Annotated in this window: 21 protein-coding genes and 1 other RNA gene; 5 read left to right on the top strand and 17 right to left on the bottom strand. The window is 70.2% G+C overall.

The genetic code is table 11. The annotated features are described in order from the left end of the window. Nucleotides 1–25: 25 nt before the first annotated feature. Nucleotides 26–604, bottom strand: a complete 579-nt coding sequence (locus ACTWQI_RS20065) for a YqgE/AlgH family protein (RefSeq protein WP_443272312.1) — start codon at nucleotides 602–604, stop codon at nucleotides 26–28. A gap of 271 nt (nucleotides 605–875) precedes the next feature. On the opposite strand from ACTWQI_RS20065, the gene murA reads away from it, so the two are divergent. Continuing rightward, nucleotides 876–2,213: a UDP-N-acetylglucosamine 1-carboxyvinyltransferase gene (gene murA / locus ACTWQI_RS20060; RefSeq protein WP_443272310.1), complete on the top strand. Its 1,338-nt coding sequence runs from the start codon at nucleotides 876–878 to the stop codon at nucleotides 2,211–2,213. Nucleotides 2,214–2,288: 75 nt separating this feature from the next. Here murA and ACTWQI_RS20055 read toward each other — a convergent pair whose 3' ends face one another. The 5 genes from ACTWQI_RS20055 to ACTWQI_RS20035 all read right to left on the bottom strand — a co-directional run bounded on the left by ACTWQI_RS20055 (nucleotide 2,289) and on the right by ACTWQI_RS20035 (nucleotide 8,671). Continuing rightward, nucleotides 2,289–2,570, bottom strand: coding sequence for an HU family DNA-binding protein (locus tag ACTWQI_RS20055; protein WP_443272308.1), 282 nt, complete (start codon nucleotides 2,568–2,570; stop codon nucleotides 2,289–2,291). 325 nt (nucleotides 2,571–2,895) lie between these two features. Next, nucleotides 2,896–4,329 (bottom strand): NAD-dependent malic enzyme, encoded by a 1,434-nt coding sequence (locus tag ACTWQI_RS20050; protein WP_443272307.1) that lies wholly within the window; start codon nucleotides 4,327–4,329, stop codon nucleotides 2,896–2,898. Nucleotides 4,330–4,719: 390 nt separating this feature from the next. Beyond that, complete coding sequence (locus ACTWQI_RS20045) at nucleotides 4,720–7,167, bottom strand: HelD family protein (RefSeq protein WP_443272305.1); 2,448 nt, start codon at nucleotides 7,165–7,167, stop codon at nucleotides 4,720–4,722. 98 nt (nucleotides 7,168–7,265) lie between these two features. After that, the gene (locus ACTWQI_RS20040) at nucleotides 7,266–8,036 is read right to left on the bottom strand and encodes a zf-HC2 domain-containing protein (protein ID WP_443272303.1); all 771 of its coding nucleotides are present in this window, start codon (nucleotides 8,034–8,036) and stop codon (nucleotides 7,266–7,268) included. Then, nucleotides 8,033–8,671, bottom strand: a complete 639-nt coding sequence (locus ACTWQI_RS20035; RefSeq protein WP_443272302.1) for a sigma-70 family RNA polymerase sigma factor — start codon at nucleotides 8,669–8,671, stop codon at nucleotides 8,033–8,035. Before ACTWQI_RS20035 ends, ACTWQI_RS20040 begins: the two co-directional genes overlap by 4 nt. Nucleotides 8,672–9,120: 449 nt before the next feature. On the opposite strand from ACTWQI_RS20035, the gene ACTWQI_RS20030 reads away from it, so the two are divergent. Then, a complete protein-coding gene (locus ACTWQI_RS20030; RefSeq protein WP_443272448.1) occupies nucleotides 9,121–9,897 on the top strand; it encodes an SDR family oxidoreductase in 777 nt (258 codons plus the stop codon). Nucleotides 9,898–9,911: 14 nt separating this feature from the next. Here the strand turns inward: ACTWQI_RS20030 and ACTWQI_RS20025 are convergent, their stop codons facing one another. From ACTWQI_RS20025 to ACTWQI_RS20015, 3 genes are all read right to left on the bottom strand, one after another. Beyond that, nucleotides 9,912–11,111, bottom strand: coding sequence for a uroporphyrinogen-III synthase (locus tag ACTWQI_RS20025; RefSeq protein WP_443272300.1), 1,200 nt, complete (start codon nucleotides 11,109–11,111; stop codon nucleotides 9,912–9,914). A gap of 163 nt (nucleotides 11,112–11,274) precedes the next feature. Beyond that, nucleotides 11,275–12,666 carry a nitrate/nitrite transporter gene (locus ACTWQI_RS20020; RefSeq protein WP_443272298.1) on the bottom strand — a complete coding sequence of 464 codons (1,392 nt, stop codon included), beginning with the start codon at nucleotides 12,664–12,666 and terminating at the stop codon, nucleotides 11,275–11,277. Between the two features lie 345 nt (nucleotides 12,667–13,011). After that, a complete protein-coding gene (locus ACTWQI_RS20015; RefSeq protein ID WP_443272296.1) occupies nucleotides 13,012–13,212 on the bottom strand; it encodes a hypothetical protein in 201 nt (66 codons plus the stop codon). 314 nt (nucleotides 13,213–13,526) lie between these two features. Here ACTWQI_RS20015 and ACTWQI_RS20010 point away from each other — a divergent pair, with 314 nt between their 5' ends. Next, nucleotides 13,527–14,621 carry an MFS transporter gene (locus ACTWQI_RS20010; RefSeq protein WP_443272295.1) on the top strand — a complete coding sequence of 365 codons (1,095 nt, stop codon included), beginning with the start codon at nucleotides 13,527–13,529 and terminating at the stop codon, nucleotides 14,619–14,621. Nucleotides 14,622–14,823: 202 nt separating this feature from the next. On the opposite strand, the gene ssrA is transcribed toward ACTWQI_RS20010, so the two are convergent. From ssrA to ftsE, 5 genes are all read right to left on the bottom strand, one after another. Further along, nucleotides 14,824–15,193, bottom strand: a transfer-messenger RNA (tmRNA) gene (gene ssrA, locus ACTWQI_RS20005). Between the two features lie 99 nt (nucleotides 15,194–15,292). Then, entirely contained in the window at nucleotides 15,293–15,772 is a 480-nt protein-coding gene (gene smpB, locus ACTWQI_RS20000) for an SsrA-binding protein SmpB (protein ID WP_443272293.1), read from the bottom strand. 18 nt (nucleotides 15,773–15,790) lie between these two features. Continuing rightward, on the bottom strand, nucleotides 15,791–16,972 hold the full coding sequence (locus tag ACTWQI_RS19995) for a S41 family peptidase (RefSeq protein WP_443272291.1): 1,182 nt from the start codon (nucleotides 16,970–16,972) through the stop codon (nucleotides 15,791–15,793). Between the two features lie 68 nt (nucleotides 16,973–17,040). Next, nucleotides 17,041–17,958: a permease-like cell division protein FtsX gene (ftsX, locus tag ACTWQI_RS19990; RefSeq protein ID WP_443272289.1), complete on the bottom strand. Its 918-nt coding sequence runs from the start codon at nucleotides 17,956–17,958 to the stop codon at nucleotides 17,041–17,043. Nucleotides 17,959–18,002: 44 nt separating this feature from the next. After that, nucleotides 18,003–18,692, bottom strand: a complete 690-nt coding sequence (ftsE, locus tag ACTWQI_RS19985; RefSeq protein ID WP_443272287.1) for a cell division ATP-binding protein FtsE — start codon at nucleotides 18,690–18,692, stop codon at nucleotides 18,003–18,005. A 331-nt stretch (nucleotides 18,693–19,023) separates the two neighbouring features. Here ftsE and ACTWQI_RS19980 point away from each other — a divergent pair, with 331 nt between their 5' ends. Next, nucleotides 19,024–19,221, top strand: coding sequence for a hypothetical protein (locus ACTWQI_RS19980; protein ID WP_443272286.1), 198 nt, complete (start codon nucleotides 19,024–19,026; stop codon nucleotides 19,219–19,221). Nucleotides 19,222–19,329: 108 nt separating this feature from the next. On the opposite strand, the gene ACTWQI_RS19975 is transcribed toward ACTWQI_RS19980, so the two are convergent. Beyond that, nucleotides 19,330–19,968 carry a hypothetical protein gene (locus ACTWQI_RS19975; protein ID WP_443272284.1) on the bottom strand — a complete coding sequence of 213 codons (639 nt, stop codon included), beginning with the start codon at nucleotides 19,966–19,968 and terminating at the stop codon, nucleotides 19,330–19,332. Between the two features lie 463 nt (nucleotides 19,969–20,431). Then, complete coding sequence (gene prfB / locus ACTWQI_RS19970; RefSeq protein WP_443272282.1) at nucleotides 20,432–21,538, bottom strand: peptide chain release factor 2; 1,107 nt, start codon at nucleotides 21,536–21,538, stop codon at nucleotides 20,432–20,434. A gap of 168 nt (nucleotides 21,539–21,706) precedes the next feature. Here prfB and ACTWQI_RS19965 point away from each other — a divergent pair, with 168 nt between their 5' ends. Then, nucleotides 21,707–21,898 carry a hypothetical protein gene (locus ACTWQI_RS19965; RefSeq protein WP_443272280.1) on the top strand — a complete coding sequence of 64 codons (192 nt, stop codon included), beginning with the start codon at nucleotides 21,707–21,709 and terminating at the stop codon, nucleotides 21,896–21,898. A gap of 192 nt (nucleotides 21,899–22,090) precedes the next feature. On the opposite strand, the gene ACTWQI_RS19960 is transcribed toward ACTWQI_RS19965, so the two are convergent. Beyond that, nucleotides 22,091–23,362, bottom strand: coding sequence for a serine/threonine-protein kinase (locus ACTWQI_RS19960; protein ID WP_443272278.1), 1,272 nt, complete (start codon nucleotides 23,360–23,362; stop codon nucleotides 22,091–22,093). Nucleotides 23,363–23,407 lie beyond the last annotated feature (45 nt).

The following is a 23,407-nucleotide window of genomic DNA, read 5'->3' as shown; positions in this document are numbered from 1 at the left end:
AGCCAAGGGTACTCGGGGGACCGCCTCAGTTCAGGCTTGGATCGTCCGGGTACGTCGCCACCATCGCCAGTTCGTTGCGCTGCCGCCGCAGCACCGCGCGCCACAGCTGCTCCGGGTCCGGCGACGACACGTCCCCCGGCTCGGACTCCACCACGTACCACGCGCCCTCGACCAGTTCTTCCTCCAGCTGGCCCGGCCCCCAGCCCGCGTATCCCGCGAAGATCCGCAGCGAACCCAGCGCCGCGGCCAGCAGCTCGGGCGGCGCCTCCAGGTCCACAAGACCGATCGCGCCGTGCACCCGCCGCCAGCCCAGCGGGCCCTCCCCCACGAACGTCTCCGCCTCACCGGGCACCACGGCCACCCCCAGCGCCGAGTCCATCGACACCGGACCGCCCTGGAAGACCACCCCGGGCTCTCCCGCCAGCGCGGCCCAGGGCTCGAGGATGTCGCCGACGTCCACGGGCGTGGGCCGGTTGAGCACAACCCCGAGCGAGCCCTCCTCGTCGTGGTCGAGGAGGAGTACCACCGCGCGGTCGAAGTTCGGATCGGCCAGCGCCGGTGTCGCGACGAGCAGTCGCCCTGTGAGGGAGGACACCTCGGTCATGACCACATGATCCCGCACCGGCGCCGTTTGTGGGGAGTTTGCGACGACGCGACCGAAGTCCGTGCAGGCGTACGGCGGCAGGGGGCACCTCCAAGCCGAAGGCTATGGGGGAGAGGGCGCGTCCCCGTGACGGGGTCGGTGCGGAAGATGAACCGAGCGTGTTGTGACGAATCCATGACGTGTCGTTGGCGCACCAGGGCTTACGAAGGGGGGTCTCGTGGCCCTTACCATTTCCCTCTGGTCCCTGTCCGACTCCAGGAACGCGAGACCCATGACCGACGACGTCCTGCTTGTCCACGGCGGCACACCGCTTGAGGGCGAGATCCGTGTCCGCGGCGCGAAGAACCTCGTGCCGAAGGCCATGGTCGCCGCGCTGCTCGGCAGCGAACCGAGCCGACTCCGCAACGTGCCCGATATCCGCGACGTACGCGTCGTCCGCGGACTGCTGCAGCTGCACGGCGTCACGGTGCGCCCGGGTGACGAGCCGGGCGAGCTGATTCTCGACCCGTCCCGCGTCGAGAGCGCGAATGTCGCCGACATCGACGCGCACGCCGGCTCGTCCCGGATCCCGATCCTCTTCTGCGGTCCGCTGCTGCACCGGCTCGGGCACGCCTTCATTCCGGGCCTGGGAGGCTGCGACATCGGCGGCCGGCCGGTCGACTTCCACTTCGACGTGCTGCGCCAGTTCGGCGCCGTCATCGAAAAGCGGGCGGAGGGCCTGTTCCTGGAGGCCCCGCACCGGCTGCGCGGCTGCAAGATCCGGCTGCCGTACCCGTCGGTGGGTTCGACCGAGCAGGTGCTGCTGACGGCCGTGCTGGCCGAGGGGGTCACCGAGCTGTCGAACGCGGCCGTGGAGCCGGAGATCGAAGACCTCATCTGCGTGCTGCAGAAGATGGGCGCGATCATCTCCATGGACACCGACCGGACCATCCGGATCACCGGCGTCGACAAGCTGGGCGGCTACAACCACCGCGCCCTTCCGGACCGCCTGGAGGCGGCCTCCTGGGCGAGCGCGGCGCTCGCCACCGAGGGCAACATCTACGTCCACGGCGCCCAGCAGCGCTCGATGATGACCTTCCTCAACACCTTCCGCAAAGTGGGCGGCGCATTCGAGGTCGACGACGACGGCATCCGCTTCTGGCATCCGGGCGGCTCGCTCAACGCGATCGCGCTGGAGACGGATGTCCACCCCGGCTTCCAGACCGACTGGCAGCAGCCGCTGGTGGTCGCCCTGACCCAGGCCTCCGGCCTGTCGATCGTGCACGAGACGGTCTACGAGTCACGGCTCGGCTTCACCGAAGCGCTGAACCAGATGGGCGCGCACATCCAGCTCTACCGCGAGTGCCTGGGCGGCTCCGCGTGCCGCTTCGGCCAGCGGAACTTCCTCCACTCCGCGGTCGTCTCCGGCCCGACCAAGCTCCAGGGCTCGGACCTGGTCATCCCGGACCTCCGCGGCGGCTTCTCGTACCTGATCGCCGCGCTGGCGGCCCAGGGCACGTCACGCGTCCACGGGATCGACCTGATCAACCGCGGCTACGAAAACTTCATGGCGAAGCTGGCCGACCTCGGCGGCAAAGTCGAACGGCCCAAACCCGCACCACGCGCCTGAGCACGGCGAGGCCCTCGGACGGGCGAAGGGCGGCCACCCTCCCGAGGGTGGCCGCCCTTCCTGTCTTCCTGCGACTTACTTGCCCTTGGCTGCTTCCTTGAGCTTGGAGCCCGCGGAGACCTTCACGCTGTAGCCGGCCGGAATCTGGATCGGGTCGCCGGTCTGCGGGTTGCGCGCCGTGCGAGCAGCACGCTTGGTGCGCTCGAAGGTCAGGAAGCCGGGAATGGTGACCTTCTCGTCGCCCTTGGCGACGATCTCGCCCACCGTCTCGGCGAGCGCGTTCAGGACGGCGTCGGCGTCCTTACGGGTCACCTCGGCGCGCTCGGAAAGAGCGGCCACCAGCTCACTGCGGTTCATGTTGTACTCCCGTGTTCAACTTGCCATTGAGGCGTGAGATCGAAGCCGATGCTGCCAGGGCCCTCGGACAGTCCCCGGACCCGGGTCTGATGCCAGACCCTCGCGCCCGGGTACGCATCCTGCCCCTACCTGTGGCGGGAAAGCCAATCCGGCACCCTCGGGAGTCACACGGAAAGCGCCACTGCCTCATCGTAGTGACGCTCCGTCCGCTCCCGGCAGCGCACCGCCGGGCTCACTCAAGTGTGCGGTCAGGGCTCGCGGCCGTTTTTTCTGCCCGTCACCCTATGGGCAGCAGCCGACCCGCGAGCCGCGCGACGCGCCGTGCTCAGTCCGTCGTGGCCGCTGTCACAGCGGGTCCGGCGGCCTTCGCGGCGTCCCGGACCGCGCCGGCGACCGCACCCGCGACCTTGTCGTTGAAGACGCTCGGGATGATGTAGTTCGGATTCAGCTCGTCGTCGGTGACGACATCGGCGAGGGCGCTGGCCGCGGCCAGCATCATGGCGGTGTTCACCGTGCGTGACTGCGCGTCCAGCAGACCGCGGAAGACGCCGGGGAAGACCAGCACGTTGTTGATCTGGTTCGGGAAGTCGCTGCGGCCGGTGGCGACGACGCCGGCGGTCTGCCGGGCGACGGCCGGGTCCACCTCGGGGTCCGGGTTGGCCAGCGCGAAGACGATCGCGTCGTCCGCCATCGCCGCCACGTCCTCGCCGCCCAGCACGTTCGGAGCCGAGACGCCGATGAACACGTCCGCGCCCACGACCGCCTGCTTGAGGGTGCCCGTGACACCCTCCGGGTTGGTGTTGTCGGCGATCCAGCGCAGCGGCGACTCCGGGTCGGCGGAGACCAGGTCCCGGCGGCCCGCGTGGACCACGCCCTGGATGTCGGCGACGACCGCGTGCTTCACACCGGCGGCGATCAGCAGCTTGAGGATGGCCGTACCGGCGGCCCCGGCGCCGGACATGACCACCCGGACGTCACCGATGGCCTTGCCCACGACCCGCAGCGCATTGGTGAGCGCGGCGAGCACGACGATGGCCGTGCCGTGCTGGTCGTCGTGGAAGACCGGGATGTCCAGGGCCTCGCGCAGCCGCGCCTCGATCTCGAAGCAGCGGGGCGCGGAGATGTCCTCGAGGTTGATGCCCGCGAAGCCGGGGGCGATGGCCTTGACGATCTCGACGATGGCGTCCGTGTCCTGGGTGTCCAGGCAGAGCGGCCAGGCGTCGATGCCGGCGAAGCGCTTGAAGAGGGCCGCCTTGCCCTCCATGACGGGCAGCGCGGCCTTGGGACCGATGTTGCCCAGGCCGAGGACCGCTGAGCCGTCGGTGACGACGGCGACGCTGTTGCGCTTGATGGTGAGGCGGCGGGCGTCCTCGGGGTTCTCGGCGATCGCCATGCACACCCGGGCGACACCCGGGGTGTAGATCATGGAGAGGTCGTCACGGTTGCGGATGGGGTGCTTCGACGCCATCTCGATCTTGCCACCGAGGTGCATCAGGAACGTACGGTCCGAGACCTTGCCGAGTGTGACGCCCTCGATGCCCCGGAGCTTCTCGACGATCTCGTCGGCGTGCGTCGTGGAGGTCGCCGCGACCGTGACGTCGATCCGCAGCTTCTCGTGGCCGGACGCGGTGACGTCGAGGCCGCTCACCGAGCCGCCGGAGGACTCCACGGCGGTGGTGAGCTGGCTGACGGCGGTGCCGCTGGCCGGTACCTCCAGCCGGACGGTCATCGAGTAGGAGACGCTGGGCGCCGTTGCCATGGCCGACTTCCTTTACTTTCCTCTGTGTCGCGTCGCGCGCAGCCGCGGTGGGGGTCCCCCAGGGGGAGTGGCTCGGAGCGCGCTGGTAGCTCCTCGCTCGGCCCGATCGTCGCACCTACCTGCCGGTACGCGTTAGTCGCCTTCGAGTTTCGGAAATATTGTTCCGACACCTGCGACGGGCGCCCCTCCCAGCTGAGAGGGGCGCCCGTCACGTAACGACTACGACACCGACCCGCCATGCTCGCCTCGCGGCAAGTGGTCGCTCGAAGCGACGAAGGTTGGGCCCGGGGGCTTGGATCGAGCCGGTGCCTTACTCAGGCTAACAAACAGCTCCGGGAAGTCGTTCCCCCATCGGGCAGTTGAGCTGAACGGCCGCGAAACAGGCCCCGATCAGCCGCGTGGTCCGCCGCCCCTGAGCAGTTCCGGCACGCCGTCCGCATCCGGCGCGTCACGCTCCCCGGAGAGCACGGTCAGACGCTGTGTGGCCCGGGTCAGCGCCACGTACAGCACGCGCAGACCGGCGGGTGACGCCCCCGCGGAGACATCGTCCCGGGTGCGGCCCCCGGCGATCTCGGCGGGCGACACCACGAGGGTCGCGTCGTACTCCAGGCCCTTCGCCTCCAGGCTGCCCAGCGGCACCACCCGGTCCCCCAGGTCGGCCAGCCACCGGCGGGCCTCTTCACGACGGTCCATCGCCACCACCACGCCGACCGTGCCGTCCACCTCCGCCAGCAGCCGCCGCGCCTCCTCCCGTACCGACGCTCCCAGGCCCTCGTCACCGGCCACGGCGAAGCGCGGGGTGACGCCGGTGGAGCGGACCGCCTCCGGGGACGGCGACCCCGGCATGGCCAGCGCGAGGACCTTGTCCGCGACCTCGGCGATCTCCGCCGGGTTGCGGTAGTTCACGGTCAGCATGAACTGGCGGCGCGGGCGGTTGCCGAGCGCCTCGTCGCGGGCCGCTGCCGACTCCTCCGGGTCCGGCCACGAGCTCTGCGCCGGGTCGCCGACGATCGTCCAGGTGGCGTGCCGGCCACGGCGGCCGACCATCCGCCACTGCATGGGCGTGAGGTCCTGCGCCTCGTCGACGATGACATGGGCGTAGTCGGTGCGCGCCTCCTCCCGCAGGCTCTCGAGCCGCTCGTCGCGGCTGCGGCGCGCGGCCGCACGGTCGGCGAAGGTGGTGAGCTCCTCCAGGCCGGTGAGGTGGTCGAGCGGGCCGGCCTCGCGCTGCCGGGGGCGGGCGGGTGCGCCGAGCAGGACCTGCAGCTCGTCGAGCAGCGCCACGTCGTGGACGGACAGCGGCCCTCGGCCCTCGGCGTCCAGCCGCCGCAGGGAGCGGGCCAGCAGCCGCACCTCGCGGGGTTGGAGCACCCTCCCCCTGGCCCCACCTCCGGACTTCGTTCGGGTGGTGGTGGCCCCGGACCTCCCGGACCCCCCGGACCAGCGACCGAGCAGCCGCTCGTCCGCCATCGCGGCGAGCACCCGGCGCGGGGTCAGCTCGGGCCACCAGGCGTCGAGGAAGTCGATGAAGTACGGCTCGGTGGAGATGTCCTCGTCGAAGGCGGACCGCGCCTCGGCGGCCAGCTCCGGGTCGGTGTGTCTCTTCCGTGCACCGGATTTGGCCCACAGGGCGTCCAGTAGGAATCTGCGGGCCCGGGGGCGCAGCAGGTTGACGGGTGCCGTGCCGCCGAGGACGGCCCGACGGATGTCCCGCAGCTCCTCCGCGTCGAGCTCGACGCGTTCGCCGAAGGCGATCGCGCGCAGCCGCGACGGGACACCGTCGCCGGTGGCCGCCGGCGGCGGCAGCTGCAGAGCTCCCCTCGCCGCCTTGCGCAGCACCTTCACCATGCGGGCGGAGCCCTTGATCCGTGCCACCTCGGGCTCGTCGAAGGTGTCGGCCTCGGCCCCCTCGACGAGCGAGCCGACCGCGCGGACCGCGACCTGGCCCTCCTCGCCCAGCGAGGGCAGCACGCCCTCGGTGTACGCGACCAGCAGCGGAGTGGGGCTGACGACGAGGATGCCCCCGGCGTACCGGCGCCGGTCCTGGTACAGCAGATACGCCGCCCGGTGCAGCGCGACAGCGGTCTTCCCGGTGCCCGGCCCGCCGCCGACCTCGGTGACGGACGCGGCGGGAGCCCGGATGACCAGGTCCTGCTCGGCCTGGATGGAGGAGACGATGTCGCGCATGGTGTGGCTGCGGGCCCGGCCCAGCGCGGCCATCAGCGCACCGTCGCCGACCACCGGCAGCTCTGCCCCGTCCAGCGACGCGGCCAGCTCGGGCCGCATCAGGTCGTCCTCGACGCCCAGGACCTTACGGCCCTTGCTGCGGATGACCCGGCGCCGGACGACACGCCCCGGGTCCTTCGGGGTGGCCCGGTAGAAGGGCGCGGCGGCCGGGGCCCGCCAGTCGATCACCAGCGGCGAGTAGTCCGCGTCGAGCACACCGAGCCGCCCGATGTGCAACGTCTCGGCGATCTCGGCCCGCTCCCCCTGGACGGCGCCGTCGGCGGGCTCCACGGAGGTGTACGCCCCGTCCGGGCCGCGCTCGCCGTCCTTGCCGAGCAGCAGGTCGATCCGGCCGAAGAGGAAGTCCTCGAATTCGCTGTTGAGACGGTTGAGGTGGATACCGGCACGGAAGACCTGGGCGTCCCGCTCGGCGAGCGCGCCGGGTGTGCCGACCTGGCCGCGGCGGGCGGCGTCGTCCACCAGGAACTCGGCCTCGTGGATCTTCTCCTCCAGACGCCGGTAGACCCGGTCGAGGTGTTCCTGCTCGACACCGATCTCCTGATCTCGTACGGAATCCCGTGCGGGACCGGCTGCGGCTTTCTGCGCGACCACCCGAGGCCCCCTTCTGACGTGCTGGGCAGCCGTCAACCGTACGCGAAGGGGGCGTACCGCGCACCTGGTGATCAGGATTCCTGGTGATCGGTCCCAGCTCAGGCGTCGACCGAGACCAGACGCTTTCCTTCGAAGGTGCGGACCTCGAAGCGATCGATGTCGCTCCGGTCCATGGCCGCGCCGCCATGGACGTACAGCGGGTGCTTGGCCATCTCATGGGTGCTGTCCGGGATGCCGTAGCCCCACTTGGGCACGGCCCAGGACGTGATGATCTCCTCTTCACCGTCCTTGGAGACGGCGACGAGGTTGCACTTCAGCGGGCCCTTCACATTCTTCAGCTCCAGGACGGCGTGGGTCCCCCAGCCCTTCTTCTCTATACCGATCTTCGCGGAGACCTTGCTGGCCGGATCCGTCGCCCCGACCTTCGCAGTCATGTGGTTGAAGAAGGCGTCCTCGGCCGGGCTGGTGGAGTGGGCGTGCGGCTGCGCCGTGGTCGACCTGCCGTCGTCCGAGGTGACCACGGTGGCGACGACCGTGGGCCCGCCGATGATCAGGGCGGCCGCGGCGGCTACCAGGTAGAGGCCGCGCCTGCGGCGCTGCTGGCGCTTGGCGGCCACTTCGTCCACGAGGCGGCCCAGCAGCTGCGGACTCGGCTGTGCGTGCAGTGCGGCGGGGTCGGGGACGGCCGTCGGGGTCTCGGCGAGGGTGGCGAGCAGCGGCTCGATGCCCATGAACTCGTCGAGCTGATCGGCGCAGGCTTCGCAGTAGGCGAGGTGTTCTTCGAACTGGGCCGCCTCCGCCGGGTCGAGCACGCCGAGCGCGTAGGCGCCGACGGCCTCGTGCTCCGAAGGGTGCTCATGCCGGGTCATGCCGTCACTCCTCGTTCTTCGAGCGCGAGCTTCATGGAGCGCAGCGCGTAGAACACTCGGGATCGCACGGTGCCACTGGGTATGCCCAGCCGTGCGGCCGCCTCATTGACCGTACGTCCCTTGAAGTATGTCTCGATGAGCGCCTCGCGGTGGGCGTCGCTGAGGTCGCCGAGAGCATCGGAGAGCGTCATGAGCGAGAGGGCTTTGTCGATCTCGTCCTCCGCGGGCATGAGGTCCAGAGGCGAGGGATCCACCTCCTGCGGACGCGCCTGGCGGCTCCGGTGCCCGTCGATGACGATGCGTCGAGCGACGGTGACCAGCCAGGGGCGTACCGATCCGGTCGCCCGGTTCAGCTGATCCGCATTGCGCCACGCGCGGACCAGGGTCTCCTGAACCACGTCCTCGGCACGGTGGCGGTCACCGGCGACGAGCCGCAGCACATAGGCGAGCAGCGGACCGGCGTGCTCGCGGTAGAGGGCTCGCATGAGCTCCTCATCCGGCTCCCCGGTACGCGACTTGGGCTTCTCGGCCCTGTGCCGGGTTCTTGAAGGACGGTGTTCGACCACGGCCGCATCCTTGCGCACCCCGAACCTCCCGGTCGAGTCCCAGCTGGAAAGAAGGCTGGGGGCAGTCATTGGACGAAAAGCAGGCTGTAGCGGGGGTCCGCGGCCCTCGTCTGCGGCGGACCCCCACCCTTCCTCGGGCCCACTGGCGTGGGGGACCGGTCAGTTGCCCGAGGAGCATGAGACGCCGTGAGCAAGCGGATTGTGCTCTTCACCTTGCGCATGGCGGGTTCCCCCAGGAATTCGGCGAGGCGGGCTGGGTGCCGTTCCCCCCTCAGTACGTGACGGAAGCCCCTTGCCGTTCACCCGGGTTCATGTGACGCACATCTCATTCCGGCTCCCTACGTTCGACGGGCGCCATGAGTACGTACGCAGCCCGACGCGACGAGCCGATGCGCGCCTGGCAGCCGGGGACGCCGTCGTGGAGAAATCAGTTGTCGCCACCCGGGTGACGTCGGAGGATCCTCTCCGTGACAAGGACCGCCGACCAGGACCGGACCGGCCGCGACCCTCCCCCAGCTATCGCTGGGAGGTACCCCCAGCTCACCTCCCGCCCGCTCGCGCTGGTCACCGGCGTCGGCCGCACCGTCGGCATCGGCGCGGGCATAGCCCGCCGACTGGCGGCGTCCGGCTGGGACATCGCCTTCAGCTACTGGACTCCGTACGACGAGCGCATGCCGTGGGGCGTCGAGGCCGAAGCCACCGATGCGATCAGCTCAGCCCTCGTTGAGCACGGGGCCGCAACAGCGGCGATCGAAGCCGACCTCTCCGACACGGACGCCCCCGCGCGGATCTTCGACGAGGCCGAACGCCGGCTCGGCGGTGTCACCGCGCTCGTGATGTGTCACTGCGAGTCGGTCAACTCCGGCCTGCTCGACACGACGGTCGAGAGCTTCGACCGGCACTTCGCCGTCAACGCGCGCGCCACCTGGCTGCTCATCCGCGAGAACGGGCGGCGTTTCCAGGGCGCCCCCGGGACCGGGCGGGTCATCAGCCTCACCAGCGACCACACCGTCGGCAACCTTCCGTACGGCGCGAGTAAGGGAGCTCAAGACCGGATCACTCTGGCTACGGCTCGCGAACTCGCTCAGCTCGGCGTCGCCGCCAACGTCATCAACCCCGGCCCGGTGGACACCGGCTGGATGTCCGACGAGGCGCGGACGTTCTGCCTCCGCCAGACGCCGCTCGGTCGCCTCGGCACCCCGCAGGACACCGCGCACCTGGTGGATTTCCTCTGCTCCCCGCAGGGCCAGTGGATCAACGGTCAACTGCTGATGAGCAACGGCGGCTTCGCCTAGGGGGCGGACAAGACTTACGCGTCGGTGCCGTATTTGGTGGTGGCGGAGGCGTCGAGGGCCAGCCGATAGCCGCGTTTGACCACGGTCTGGATGAGTTTCGGCGCGCCCAGGGCCGCACGGAGGCGCGCCATGGCGGTCTCCACCGCGTGCTCGTCGCGGCCCGCGCCGGGGAGCGCGCGCAGCAGTTCGGCGCGCGGCACCACCCAGCCCGGGCGCCGGGCCAGGGCCCGGAGCAGCGCCATGCCCGCGGGCGGTACCGCGCGCATCTCCCCGTCCACCAGCACTGCGTGGCCGCGGATCTCGAGCTTCCGGCCGGCGACGGGCAACGGCCGCACCCGGCCCGGCAGCTCCACGCACAGCAGCTGGACGAGCGGCCCCAAGCGATAGCGTTCCGGTTGGGCGGTGGCGATGTCATGCGCTTCGAGGGGCAGGGCGGTCACGGGGCCCACGCAGGCCGGCAGCACGTCGTGCCGCAGGGCGTCCAGCAGTTCGTCCAGCATGCCGCGCTCCCGTGCCCGCTCCAGCAGCGAGGCAGCGGCCGGGGCGCTGGTGAAGGCCACCGCGTCGAGCGAGCGGGCGACCGTCGCATCCAGCAGCCGGTCGACGGGGCCGATGTCCTCGGGCGGCATCCAGCGGTACACGGGCACGCCGACGACCTCCGCACCGCCGGCGCGCAGTGCCTCCACAAAACCCGGCAGCGGCTCGCCGTGCAGCTGAATCGCTATCCGCCGGCCGCTCACCCCCTCTTCCAACAGCCGGTCGAGCACCTCGGCCATCGATTCGGAGGCCGGCGACCACGCCTCCGTCAGCCCGGCGGCCCGGATCGCACCGCGCACCTTGGGCCCACGGGCCAGCAGCTCCACCCCGCGCATCCGCTCCAGCAGGGCCTCGCCAAGACCCCAGCCGTCGGCGGCCTCGACCCAACCGCGGAAACCGATGGCGGTGGTGGCGACCACGACGTCCGGCGGGTTGCCGATCAACTGCTTGGTTGCGGAGAGGAGTTCGGCGTCGTCGGGCAACGGGACGATGCGCAGCGCCGGTGCGTGCAGCACGGCCGCGCCGCGGCGTTGCAACAGTGCCCGCAGCTCGTCGGCGCGGCGGGCGGCGGTGACGCCGACCGTGAAACCGGCCAGCGGCTGCTGGGCGGCGGCGGTCTTGGGTTCGGCGGCCTCGCCCGTGAGGACCGGTCGGGCTCTCTTCTGCTCTCCGTGCATGGCTCTGCTTTCGTCCCGCTTCGCGGTGTGGGTGCATGTGCGCCCCGGCTTGGGATGGTCCCAACCCCGGGTGACATGCGCGGGGCGCCCAGATTTCCCCGGTGTTACAGCGCGTACGGCCCGGGTGTCCCGAGCCGTACGCACCGTGACGGGCGGACCGCTATCAGACCTCCGCGAAAGCGGGCTGAGGCCGCTCGGACACCTGCTGCCCCTGCCCTGCCACCACCTGCGTACGCGATGGCGTGCGCCGCAGGTATACGGCCCAGGTGACCACGAAGCACACCACGTAGAAGGCGAGGAAGGCGACGAAGGCGCCGGTGCCTGTCCCAGCCGTCAGGAAGGACTGCCGGAAGGCGAGGTTGATACCGAGCCCGCCGACCGCGCCCACCGCGCCGATCAGGCCGATCGCGGCACCGCCCAGGCGCCGCCCGTAGGCCCCGGCCTCCTCACCGGTCAACCCCAGCGCAACGGCCTTCGCGTGGTAGATGCCCGGGATCATCTTGTACGTGGAGCCGTTTCCGACCCCGGTGAGCACGAACAGCACGATGAAGCCGACGAGGAAGAGCGGCAGCGACTTCTGCATCGAGGCCATGATCACAAAGCTGGTGGCGACGCCCATGGCGGCGAAGTTCCACAGCGTGATCCGCCCGCCGCCGTACCGGTCCGCGAGCCAGCCGCCCACCGGCCGGATGAGCGAGCCCAGCAGCGGCCCGATGAAGGTGACCGACGCCGCCTGCAGCGGGGTGCGGCCGAACTGGGTCTGCAGCACAAGACCGAAGGCGAAGCTGTAGCCGATGAAGGAGCCGAACGTCCCGATGTAGAGGAACGACATGATCCACGTGTGCGGGTCCTTCACGGACTCCTTCGCCGCTCCGGTGTCGTTCTTCACCGGCGCGAGATTGTCCATGAAGAGCGCGGCGAAGATCGCCGACACCGCGATCAGCGGCATATAGATGGTCAGCAGCACCCGCGGCTGCCCGGCGCCCACGGTGGCGATGACCGCCAGCGCGACAAGCTGGACGACCGGCACCCCGATGTTGCCGCCACCGGCGTTCAGGCCCAGCGCCCAGCCCTTCTTACGGAGCGGGAAGAAGGAGTTGATGTTGGTCATGGAGGAGGCGAAGTTGCCGCCGCCGACCCCGGTGAGCATCGCGACCAGCATGAAGGTCGTGTACGAGGTGCCGGGCTCCATCACGATGAACGCGGCGATGGTCGGCAGCAGCAGCATCGATGCCGCGATGATCGTCCAGTTCCGTCCGCCGAAGCGAGCGACGGCGAAGGTGTACGGCACCCGGACGATCGATCCGACCAGGGTGGCCACAGCTACCAGGAAGAACTTCCCGGCCGGGTCGATCCCGTACTCCGGCCCCATGAAGAGGACCAGGACCGACCACAGGGTCCAGATGGAGAAACCGATGTGCTCGGAGATGATCGAGAAGGTCAGGTTGCGGTTCGCGACCTTCTCGCCCTTCTCTTCCCAGAAGGTCTCGTCCTCCGGATCCCACTGGTCGATCCAGCGGCCCCGTTTACGGGATGTCGTCGTCGGGGCTGTCATCACGCCTCCACAAAGTGTCGGGCCGAGGCCAGGAACATGGCGCCGTGATGCCGAAAGTAGAGATGTCGGGTTTCCGTCCCGTGGCGGCAGGTGACGTCGACGAAACCTTGCACTCACGGGCGTGGCTCCCAGCGTGTGAGAGCCGCCGAGGCCGGGCGACCGAAGCCGGCCGCGAGTGGCGGCCAGGGTAAACACGGCCCGCCACCCCCTGTCCAGGCCCAGCGGGCCCGCCCCCGCTGCCATGCCGACGTGTGCCAGTCGGCCACTTCCCGCAGGAGCGCGGCCGTGGCCCCACGCGACCAGCCTCGCGTGAGGAACGTCACCATCCGGACACGGCGCCACGGATCACCAAGCGTCCTCTTCCCCGAAGAGATCCTCACCGGCCAGACGCGCAGCGTCCGCACGTGCCCGAGTGAGCCACACCTCGCGCTCCAGCAGGCGCAACGCGCGCCGGATCACATCACTCGGGCTCTCACCCCTGCGCATCGCGGCTTTGATGATCCGCGCGTCCTCTTCGGTGGGCCTGAACCCTGTGGTCGCCGCCATACCGGCCGGGCTAGGGGCCACGTTTCATGTCTGTCGAGCGAGAGCAGCGGCGGTGCGATCTCGAGGGCCCCTGGTTGCCTGGGGCGGTGGAAAATCTGTGGACCGCATGGGTGCGGGCGATCAAGGTGGGGCGGTGATTCGTTTCCTTGCCCTCCGACCCGTCCCCCGTACGAGCCCGGCACCGGCACCGCCGGCAGCGCCGCCTGCCTCGCCCCGGCGCTCGCCGACCGCTGCCTACCATCGGCTGTTCTCCGCCGCACCGCTGGCTTTCACGCTCGCAGGCTTCCTCGGTCGGCTGCCGGTCTCCATGCTCGGTGAGCACCGTCGTGATGATCGCCACGACGCGGGACTCGTACGCCCTCGCCGGGGCGGTCTCGGCGACCGGAGTGGCGCTGACCGCGATCATGTCGCCGCTGCTGGGGCGGTGGGTGGACCGGCACGGCCAGGCGCGCGTGGCCGTGCCGGCGGCGCTCGTCTTCGCCGCCGGCGCCACGGCCATGCTGCTGTCCGTGCGGTACGGCGCCCCGGACTGGGCGCTGTTCGTGTGCTGCGCGGGCTCCTCGGCAGTGCCGAGCCTGGGCGCGATGACCCGTGCCCGCTGGACCGAGCTCTACCGCGACGACGCCGCGTCCCGGCACACCGCCGGCTCCTTCGAACAGGTCCTGGACGAGCTGTGCTTCATGCTGGGGCCGGTGCTGGCCATGCTGCTGTGCACGACGGCGTTCCCGGAGGCGGGGCTGCTGACGGCGACCGTGCTGCTAGTGGCGGGGACCCTGCTGTTCGCCGCGCAGCGGCGGACGGAGCCGCCCGTGCACGCCCGTATCGGCGAGGGCGCACGCTCGCCGCTGCACAACCCCGGTCTGCGGGTGGTCCTGGTGACCTTCCTCGCGACCGGCGCTCTCTTCGGCTCCATGGAGGTGGCGACGATCGCGACGGTGGACGCGCTGGGTGGCGGATCGGCGAGCAGCGCCCTCCTCGCGCTCCAGGCGGCGGGTTCCTGCGTCGCGGGCCTGATCTTCGGCGCCGTGCCGGTGCGCGGTACGGCACCGATGCGGTTCGTGGCCGGGGTGGCCGCCATGGCGGTGGCCGTTCTGCCGTTGCTCGCGGCAGACGGTCTCGGCACCCTGGCCGTGCTGCTCTTCGTCGCGGGAATGGCGACGGCGCCCACCATGGCCACCGGTATGACGCTCGTCCAGGACGTGGTCCCCGCGGCCCGGCTCAACGAGGGCATGACCACGGTCTTCACCGGCCTGCTGATCGGCATCTCCGCGGGGGCGGCGGCCGGGGGATGGACGGTCGACCGGCTGGACGGCGCCGCCGTGTCGTACGCCTACGCCGCCCCGGCGGCTGCCGGACTGCTCGCGCTGATCGCCGCGCTCGCCGGGCGGAGGCGGCTCCACCTCGGGTAAGGGGGTGCGGGTGGCGAAGCCCCCGCCCAGCGCGGCGAAGCCGCGCAGAAACGACGAAGGCGAGGCGGTCCGCACCTTCCGCGGACACACCCGGGTAAGGGGGTGCGGGTGGCGAAGCCCCCGCCCAGCGCGGCGAAGCCGCGCAGAAACGACGAAGGCGAGGCGGTCCGCGCTTTCCGCGGACACACCTCGCCGCTCGCCTTCGTGGAGATGGCGGGAATCGAACCCGCGTCCAACGGTGCGGAACCAGGGCTTCTCCGAGCGCAGTCTGCTGTGCTTTTCTCGGCCCCGGCAGTCACGCAGACAAGCTGCCGACGGGCTCAGTCACTGTTTGGTTTCCCGCTACGCCCCGTGACCGGGCCTAGCGGTTTAGTTCCCTAGCTGATGCCAGGATCCGGGTCGGGAACACCCCCGGGCTGACACTTCGCAGATCGCTACTTAGGCAGCGAGGGCGAAGGAATCGCGCTTGGTGTTGGCGATTATTTTTTGCGACACGTGGTTTACGAGATCATTGCCGCTTCCTCGGCTCGCTTCCCCTGCCTCGACATCCGCTGTCGAAACCGATCATCCCCATGTGGCCACTATTGAGTTGGATACCGCGTGCGCACCCCGTGAGGTGCAGCTGTCATCGTACGGAACAACACGCCCCGATGCCAGCGCATTCCCGCCGGTCAGGCGCGCTGCCGGCGCCTCACGGCCGAGATCGCGCGGTCCGCCTCGCGGCGGTCCTGCTTCTCCCGCAGCGTCTGCCGCTTGTCGTACTCCCGCTTGCCCTTGGCCAGCGCGACCTCCACCTTGGCCCGGCCGTCCTTGAAGTACAGCTGCAGCGGTACGAGCGTGTGCCCGGTCTCCTGGGTCTTGCCGATCAGCTTGTCGATCTCCGCCCGGTGCAGCAGCAGCTTCCGCTTCCGCCGCGCCGAGTGGTTCGTCCACGTCCCCTGGCTGTACTCGGGGATGTGCACGTTGTGCAGCCACGCCTCACCACCGTCGAGCTGCGCGAAGCCGTCCACGAGCGAAGCCCGTCCCTGCCGCAGCGACTTCACCTCCGTGCCGGTCAGCACCAGACCGCACTCGTAGGTGTCGAGGATGGTGTAGTCGTGCCGCGCCTTCTTGTTCTGCGCGATCAGCTTGCGACCCGTCTCTTTAGCCATAGCCCGGCCATTCTCGCACTACGCCCCGTCCCCGAGGCCACTCAATACTGTGCGGGACCGCTGCTCGGCGCGGCCGCGCACGCTCAGGTCGGGGGTGATGCCGTCGCCGTCCACGGTACGCCCGGCGGGGGTCCGGTAGTGGCCCACGGTGAGCTCGGCGACCGAGCCGTCCGGCAGCTCGCTGGGCATCTGCACCGTGCCCTTGCCGAACGTGCGCGAGCCGACGACCACGGCACGGCCGCGGTCCTGGAGCGCACCGGTCAGCAGTTCGGCGGCGCTCATGGTGCCGCTGTCGACGAGGACGACGAGCGCGCTGCGGTCGTCACCGCCCTCCGCGGCGTAGAGGGCCCGCTCCTCGCCCTGGACGTCGTACGTGGCCACCAGGCCGCCGTCGAAGAAGGCCGAGGCGGCGGTGACGGCCTCCGAGACCAGGCCGCCCGAGTTGCCGCGCAGATCGAGCAGGATTCCGTCGCCCTGCGGGACGTTCCGCACGGCCCGCCGCACCTGCTCGCCGGTGCCCTTGGTGAAGGACCCGACCTTGATCCGGGTGGTTCGATCGGCGGCCGACCGGTCGGCGGTGACGTTCTCGGTGGCCAGCCGGGTGCGGCGCAGCGTCTGCTGCCAGGTCAGGCCGTCACGCTCCAGGCCGAGCACCACCGGCGTGCCCGCGGCCGCCGCCCGCTCGCCGTCCGCGTCGCCACCGCGGAGCCGGGAGACGACCTCGGTGACGGGCCGCCCGGTGATGCGCTCGCCGTCGATGGTCCGGAGCGTGTCACCGGCCCTGATGCCGGCGCGGTGGGCGGGGCTGCCCGGCTGGACCCGGGCCACCTCGATCCGGTCGCCTGGGCGGGATCGCACCCACAGGCCGACACCGACGTACTCGCCGTCGAGGGCCTGCTGGACGTCCTGGTACTCCCGGGCGCTGTAGACGGCGCTCCAGCGGTCGCCGCTGCGGCTCACCACTTCCTCGGCCGCCTCGGAGCCGGACTTGCCCTCGGCCATCGCTTCGGCGGCGGCTCGGGCGACCTCGGTACGGTCGGCGGTCCCGGCCGTCGAACGGGACGGCGGGGAGGAGGAATTGCGGGCCTCCTCCCCGAAGGAGGTGGCCACACCGGTCGCCAGCACACAACCGAAGACCAATGTCAGGGCAGCCCCGCGGCGAATCCCGCGGGGCCGGACGAACATCCACGGGCCCGACATGCGGGTGAGTCTAGGACAACGCAAGGGCGCCGCACGGCAGGTTGACCGTACGGTGCAAGGGGTATGTGTCACACCTTGAGGTACTTGCGGAGCGCGAAGAAAGCCGCCACCGCGGGCATGAGCAGGCCAATAGCGAGCACCAGCGGCAGCTTGGCCAGCACCGCGTCCCAGCCGATGAAGTTGATGAGTTGCATCTTCTCGGCGAGCGCCAGGCCGTGATCGATGAGGAAGTAACGGCCGATCAGCAGCATCGCGCAGGCCCCGATCGCACCCAGCAGCCCGGCGACCGCCGCCTCCATGATGAACGGCATCTGGATGTAGAAGCTGGACGCCCCGACCAGCCGCATGATGCCGGTCTCACGGCGGCGGCTGAACGCCGACACCCGGACGGTGTTGACGATCAGCATCAGCGCGACGATCAGCATCAGCGCCATGACGCCGAGCGCCGCCCAGTTCATCCCGTTGAGCAGATTGAAGAGGTTCTCCAGCAGCCCCTTCTGGTCCTGGACCTCCTGCACACCCGGCCGGCTGGAGAAGGCGCTGGAGATCACCTCGTACTTCTCGGGGTCCTTCAGCTTGATCCGGAAGGATTCCTGCATCTGGTCCGGGGTGAGGGAGTCGGCGAGCGGAGAGTCGGCGAACTGCTCCTTGTAGTGCGTGAACGCCTGGTCGGCGGTCTCGAACTGCACGTTGTCGACGACCGACATCTTCTCGAGGTCGGTGCGGATCTCGGTCTTCTGGTCCTCGGTGACGGCACCCTTGGCGCAGTTGGGATCGCTCTCCGCGTCGTTCTTGTTGCAGAGGAAGATCGAGACGTTGACCTTGTCGTACCAGTAGCCCTTCATCGTGCTCACCTGGTCGCGCATGAGCAGCGACCCGCCGAAGAGGGCGAGGGAGAGGGCGACGGAGACGATGACCGCGAAGGTCATCGTGAGATTGCGACGGAGACCGACGCTGATCTCCGACAGGACGAACTGGGCGCGCATGATGTCCTTTCAGGGGTGGTGTGAGCGACTCCAGGGGCGGTTACTCAGTGCTGGTAGCCGTACACACCGCGCGACTGGTCGCGAACCAGCCGGCCCTTCTCGAGTTCGATGACGCGCTTGCGCATCTGGTCGACGATCTGCTGGTCGTGCGTGGCCATCACGACCGTGGTGCCGGTCCGGTTGATCCGGTCCAGCAGCTTCATGATGCCGACGGAGGTCTGCGGGTCGAGGTTGCCGGTCGGCTCGTCCGCGATCAGCAGCATCGGGCGGTTGACGAAGGCCCGTGCGATGGCTACGCGCTGCTGCTCACCACCGGACAGCTCGCCCGGCATGCGGTCGTCCTTGCCGCCCAGGCCGACGAGATCGAGGACCTCGGGGACGGTTTTGCGGATCTGGCCGCGCGGCCTGCCGATGACCTCGAGCGCGAAGGCCACGTTCTCGCCCACCGTCTTGTTGGGGAGCAGCCGGAAGTCCTGGAAGACGGTGCCCAACTGGCGGCGCATCTGCGGCACCTTCCAGTTGGAGAGTCTGCCCAGGTCCTTGCCCAGCACGTGCACCCGGCCGTGGGAGGCACGCTCCTCGCGCAGCAGCAGCCGCAGGAAGGTGGACTTGCCGGAGCCCGAAGAGCCCACGAGGAAGACGAACTCGCCTCTCTCGATCTCGAGCGAGACGTCACGGAGGGCGGGACGGGTCTGCTTGGGATAGGTCTTGGAGACGTTGTCGAATCGGATCACGGATGCACCAGTGTCGACCTGTGGATGGGGGGTACGGGATGCCGTACAGCGGATCCCTTCAGTGACCGTGACCATACGCGAAGGCGCAAGGGCCGTGCAGTTGTCGGTGGGGGTTCGGCGAAGGTTGAGCGTTTATTCACGGCACCATCAGGCATAAAACCGACATTGCCGACGGTCACCGGTGCCGTACGGTGACCGTCCCGTGCTACCTGGGTGTCACGGATGCGAGCGGGGCCGCGCCGAATTCTGCGGAAGCTGGCACAGTGGATAGTGGAGAGCGGGGGAACCGAGTGGCTCTCCGGTGCGTTGGCCACAGTGAGGAGGAGATCGCATGACGTGCGACCGTCTGGTGTGCGCCAACTGCGCGGCCCCTGTCAGTGAGGGCCGCTGCCCGGTCTGCCGCGCCAGCAGGGAGCGGTTGCAGAAAGAGGGCATATTCGCCGGACTGTCTCCCGCGGCGCTGCTCGTGCTACTGGTGGCGCTGATCGCGGTGGCCGTACTGGCGCCGGTGATCGCGGCGCCGGCGTAGGCCGAGCCCACACGACGTTCGAGGGGCCCCGGAGTGCTGTCGCACTCCGGGGCCCCTCGCTTGCACAGCGCATTCGGTCCTGTCATCTCACCGAATGTCGCGATCCGCTTACGCGGCGGCGCCACCGCCACGGCTGACCAGGCGCGGCATCATGCGGAAGCCAATGCCGCCCGCAATCATGGTCGCGGCGCCGACCAGCAGGAACGCGGTCTCGGAGGCACCGGTCGCGGCGAGCTCCTCCTTGGCCTTGCCCTGCTGCACCGGTGCCGAGCCGACGCTGTCGGTGTCGGTGCCGACGTCCGTACCCGTCTCACCGTCGGGGCCCGGGTTGTTGCCACTGTCGCCACCGCCGGTGCCGTTGCCCGGCTCGGACGGCTCTTCACCCGGCTCGGACGGCTCCTCGCCCGGCTCGCTCGGCTCCTCGGTGGGCGGCGTCGGGACGTCCGTCGGGACGTCGGTCGGGACATCGGTCGGGATGTCCGTGGGAATGTCGGTCGGGATGTCCGTGGGGATATCCGTGGGGATCTCCGTCGGGATCTCGGTCGGCTCCTCCGTCGGGTCGTCGTTGCCGTTCCCGATGCCGACGCCGAGGCCGGCGCCGTTGTCGTCGGCGTGCGCCTCGACGCCGATGCCGGCGACCTCGACACCGACCGCAGAGGCTGCGCCCGCGGCGGTCAGCGACGCACCGGCCGCGATCACCGCACCGGCGGCTATCCGCGCCACGCGCAGCCGCGTCTTCTTCGTCATATGCGTGCTACCCCCAGTAGCTGTTCTCGTGAGTGGAGCAGCCATGTCATCAGGCGCCGGCCGCAGCCGCATGGGAGAGTCGATCCGCAGGAACTCACGCCCTGCCCCACCCCGTTCACACTGCGCCCCCAGTCATGGGCATGCCGCGCCTCAGCTTTCCCAGATTTCACAGGCCCGTCAAGGTCATTTCTGGACGTCATGCCCCCTGTTGGGGGACTTGTCCGGCCTGATCAACACCGGAATGTGACATAGCCTCCACACGGCAACCGAGCGGCGGCGTACCGCGCTTGACGAAGCGCGATACGCCGCCGCTCAGTTCCGACCGCTACGGGCCTGCCGCAACTGCCCTGCCGCAACTGCCCTGCCACCACTGCCGCGTTACTGCTGTTCCCGCTGCTTGCGGCGGACGCCCGCTTCAAGGCTGCACCCACTGTTCCTCTCGCAGGGCCTCCGCACAGGTGAGTTACTTCTCCTGCTGCTTGCGCCAGCGGATGCCCGCTTCGAGGAAACCGTCGATGTCACCGTCGAGGACGCCCTGAGGATTGCCGACCTCGTACTCGGTGCGCAGATCCTTGACCATCTGGTACGGGTGCAGGACGTACGAACGCATCTGGTTGCCCCAGGAGTTGCCGCCGTCGCCCTTGAGCGCGTCCATCTTCTCCTGCTCCTCCTGACGGCGCCGCTCGAGCAACTTGGCCTGGAGGACGTTCATCGCGGTCGCCTTGTTCTGAATCTGCGAGCGCTCGTTCTGGCAGGAGACGACGATGCCGGTCGGGATGTGGGTGATACGGACCGCCGAGTCGGTGGTGTTGACACCCTGGCCGCCGGGACCGGAGGAGCGGTAGACGTCGATGCGCAGTTCGGACTCGTCGATCTCGACATGGTCGCTCTGCTCGACGACGGGGAGCACCTCGACGCCCGCGAAGGATGTCTGACGGCGGCCCTGGTTGTCGAACGGCGAGATCCGCACCAGGCGGTGGGTGCCCTGCTCGACGGAGAGCGTGCCGTACGCATACGGGGCCTGGACGGCGAAGGTCGTCGACTTGATGCCGGCCTCCTCCGCGTACGACGTCTCGTAGACCTCGGCCTTGTAGCCGTGCCGCTCGGCCCAGCGCAGATACATCCGCTGCAGCTTCTCCGCGAAGTCGGCGGCGTCGACACCGCCCGCCTCGGCGCGGATGTTGACCACGGCCTCGCGGGCGTCGTACTCGCCGGAGAGGAGCGTGCGGACCTCCATCTCGTCCACCGCCTTGCGGACGGCGACCAGCTCGGCCTCGGCCTCGGCACGGGTGTCCGCGTCGTCCTCGGCGTCGGCCAGCTCGAAGAGAACCTCGAGGTCGTCGACGCGGCCGCGCAGCTCCTCGGCCCGGCGCAGCTGGCCCTGGAGGTAGGAGAGCCGGCTGGTGATCTTCTGCGCGTTCTCCGGGTCGTCCCACAGAGAGGGGGCCGCCGCCTGCTCCTCGAGCACGGCGATGTCGGCCCGCATCCGGTCAAGGTCCAGGACGGCCTCGATCGACCCCATGGTGGAGGAGAGGGACTTCAGCTCTTCGGATACATCGACGACTGCCACGGGTCCAGCGTAACGGCTGCCGACGACGGGCCTCGCCGCCCTCGTCGCGGCCGCTCCCGGCGGGGCGATACGCACCGACGGATACTTTTGCCGGGAATCGGTCCACAATGGGTGGGTACGCGGCTGCTCAGCCGACCGGCAGGACCCCACAGGAGAAGGAGGGCCGCCGTGACCGAGAAGCGCGAAGAAGAGTCCACAGCGCCCCGGCGTCTGCAGCTCCGCACCGGGAGCGAGACGCCGATCGATCCGGAGGATCTGGTACGGGTGTCGGGGCGTGATGTGACGCCCGAGCGGCTTGAGAGGGCCCGGCGCCTGCTCGAGGAGATGGGACCGGCGGCCGCCGAGCGATACCTTCCCTGAACCCTCGCATCACCGGTCGGCTGTGAGCCCGGCGTCCCCGTTCCGGGCTCCTGGCCGCTGAGGACCTGTGCGCCGAGCACCGAACGCCGAACGCCGACCGTGATCGATGATCGTGCGATCACGGCGGCGGTTCTGCCTTGTGATCAACCGCTTGATCAACCGCCGCCGTCAGGGCGTCGTCGAGGGCTTCCCTCAGCCGGAGGTCCCGCCACTGCCGTAGCCGGAGGGACTGTCCTCGGACTGCTCCACGCCGGGCTGCGACGTGTCCGCGTCGTCGTCCGAGAACGCCAGCCAGCCGCCCAAGCCCGCCGCTGCGACGAGAGCCGCGGCCGCAGCTCCGAGCTTGGCCCTGCGGCGTCGTACGGCCGCCGTGCGGTGGCGGGCCGAACCGGGACGGCGCTCTCCTGAGGCGCGCGGCACCCGCGCTGTGCCGCGAGCGCCGCCCGCGAGCTCCTCGGCGCTCGGCACGCGCATGCTCGTGTGGGTGTCGCGGCCGGAGTCCGGGGTGGAGCCGTGGACGAGGGGGACGGCCGCCCTGCGGGGCGCGCCTGGAGCGGTCCCCTGGGCAGGCTCCTCGTACGGCACCGGGTCCGGGCCCTCGGGTTCGCAGCCGGGCTCGTCGACGTCAAGCGGCGGGATGCCTGCCAGGCCGGGCAGCAGCTGACGCAGGCGGCCGGCCAGCTCGGCCGCGCGCAGCCGTGACGCGGGCGACTTGGCGAGGCACTGCACGAGCAGCTGCCACAGCTCGTCGGGGATGCCGGGGAGCGGCGCGACGGTCTCGGTGACATGGCGGCGGAGGATGGCGCCAGGGTGGCCTCCGCCGAACGGGGTGAAGCCCGCCAGCAGCTCGTAGAGGACCGTCGCGAGAGCGTAGATGTCGACGGAGGCGCGGGGCGGCAGACCCTCGACGATCTCCGGGGCGAGGTAGTCGGGGGTACCGATGATCTTCGTCGCGCGAGTGCGCCGGGGAGCATCGACGAGCCGGGCCACCCCGAAGTCGGTGAGCAGCGCGGGGTGGGCCCCGCCGGGGCCGAGCGGACCCTGCATGTCGAGGAGGACGTTCTCCGGCTTGACGTCGCGGTGCACGACGCCCGCGGAGTGGGCGGCGGCGAGGCCGTCGGCCACGTCGGCGGCGATGGCGACGGCCGCCTCGGGGGCGAGGCGCCGCTCGCGGTCCAGACGGGTGCGCAGATCCGTGCCGCGGACGAGGTCCATGACGAGAGCGAGGTCGTCGCCGTCCACCACGAGGTCGCGGACGCCGACCACGCGCGGGTGGGAAAGGCCGAGGAGAGCGGTGCGCTCCTGGACGAACCGTTCGACCAGCTCCTGGTCGGCGGCGAGATCCTCACGCAACAGCTTGATGGCGACGGGCCCTTCAGGACCCTCGCCGAGCCACACCGTGCCGACGGATCCACGCCCCAGGACCTGGTGGGCGGTGTATCGGCTGCCGATCTTCCGTGCCAAGACTGCTCCGACGTGTCGTGCCTCCACAGGGCTCGCGGGTTCTAC

Source organism: Streptomyces sp. KR80 (genome assembly GCF_052245555.1).
In the GTDB taxonomy this organism is placed as follows: Bacteria; Actinomycetota; Actinomycetes; order Streptomycetales; family Streptomycetaceae; genus Streptomyces.
Note: the sequence above shows the minus strand (reverse complement) of the source record. Positions and strands in the feature narration are given on the sequence as shown.

Coding starts and splice junctions, on each gene's coding strand:
- ACTWQI_RS20015 (WP_443272296.1), bottom strand. CDS start 13,212: ATGGCGGCGACCACAGGGTTCAGGCCCACCGAAGAGGACGCGCGGATC.
- ACTWQI_RS20050 (WP_443272307.1), bottom strand. CDS start 4,329: ATGGCAACGGCGCCCAGCGTCTCCTACTCGATGACCGTCCGGCTGGAG.
- smpB (WP_443272293.1), bottom strand. CDS start 15,772: ATGGCTAAAGAGACGGGTCGCAAGCTGATCGCGCAGAACAAGAAGGCG.
- ACTWQI_RS20025 (WP_443272300.1), bottom strand. CDS start 11,111: ATGCACGGAGAGCAGAAGAGAGCCCGACCGGTCCTCACGGGCGAGGCC.
- ACTWQI_RS20055 (WP_443272308.1), bottom strand. CDS start 2,570: ATGAACCGCAGTGAGCTGGTGGCCGCTCTTTCCGAGCGCGCCGAGGTG.
- ACTWQI_RS20020 (WP_443272298.1), bottom strand. CDS start 12,666: ATGACAGCCCCGACGACGACATCCCGTAAACGGGGCCGCTGGATCGAC.
- ACTWQI_RS20035 (WP_443272302.1), bottom strand. CDS start 8,671: ATGACTGCCCCCAGCCTTCTTTCCAGCTGGGACTCGACCGGGAGGTTC.
- ACTWQI_RS19975 (WP_443272284.1), bottom strand. CDS start 19,968: ATGACGAAGAAGACGCGGCTGCGCGTGGCGCGGATAGCCGCCGGTGCG.
- ACTWQI_RS20065 (WP_443272312.1), bottom strand. CDS start 604: ATGACCGAGGTGTCCTCCCTCACAGGGCGACTGCTCGTCGCGACACCG.
- ftsX (WP_443272289.1), bottom strand. CDS start 17,958: ATGCGCGCCCAGTTCGTCCTGTCGGAGATCAGCGTCGGTCTCCGTCGC.
- murA (WP_443272310.1), top strand. CDS start 876: ATGACCGACGACGTCCTGCTTGTCCACGGCGGCACACCGCTTGAGGGC.
- ACTWQI_RS20040 (WP_443272303.1), bottom strand. CDS start 8,036: ATGACCCGGCATGAGCACCCTTCGGAGCACGAGGCCGTCGGCGCCTAC.
- ACTWQI_RS19995 (WP_443272291.1), bottom strand. CDS start 16,972: ATGTCGGGCCCGTGGATGTTCGTCCGGCCCCGCGGGATTCGCCGCGGG.
- ACTWQI_RS19980 (WP_443272286.1), top strand. CDS start 19,024: ATGACGTGCGACCGTCTGGTGTGCGCCAACTGCGCGGCCCCTGTCAGT.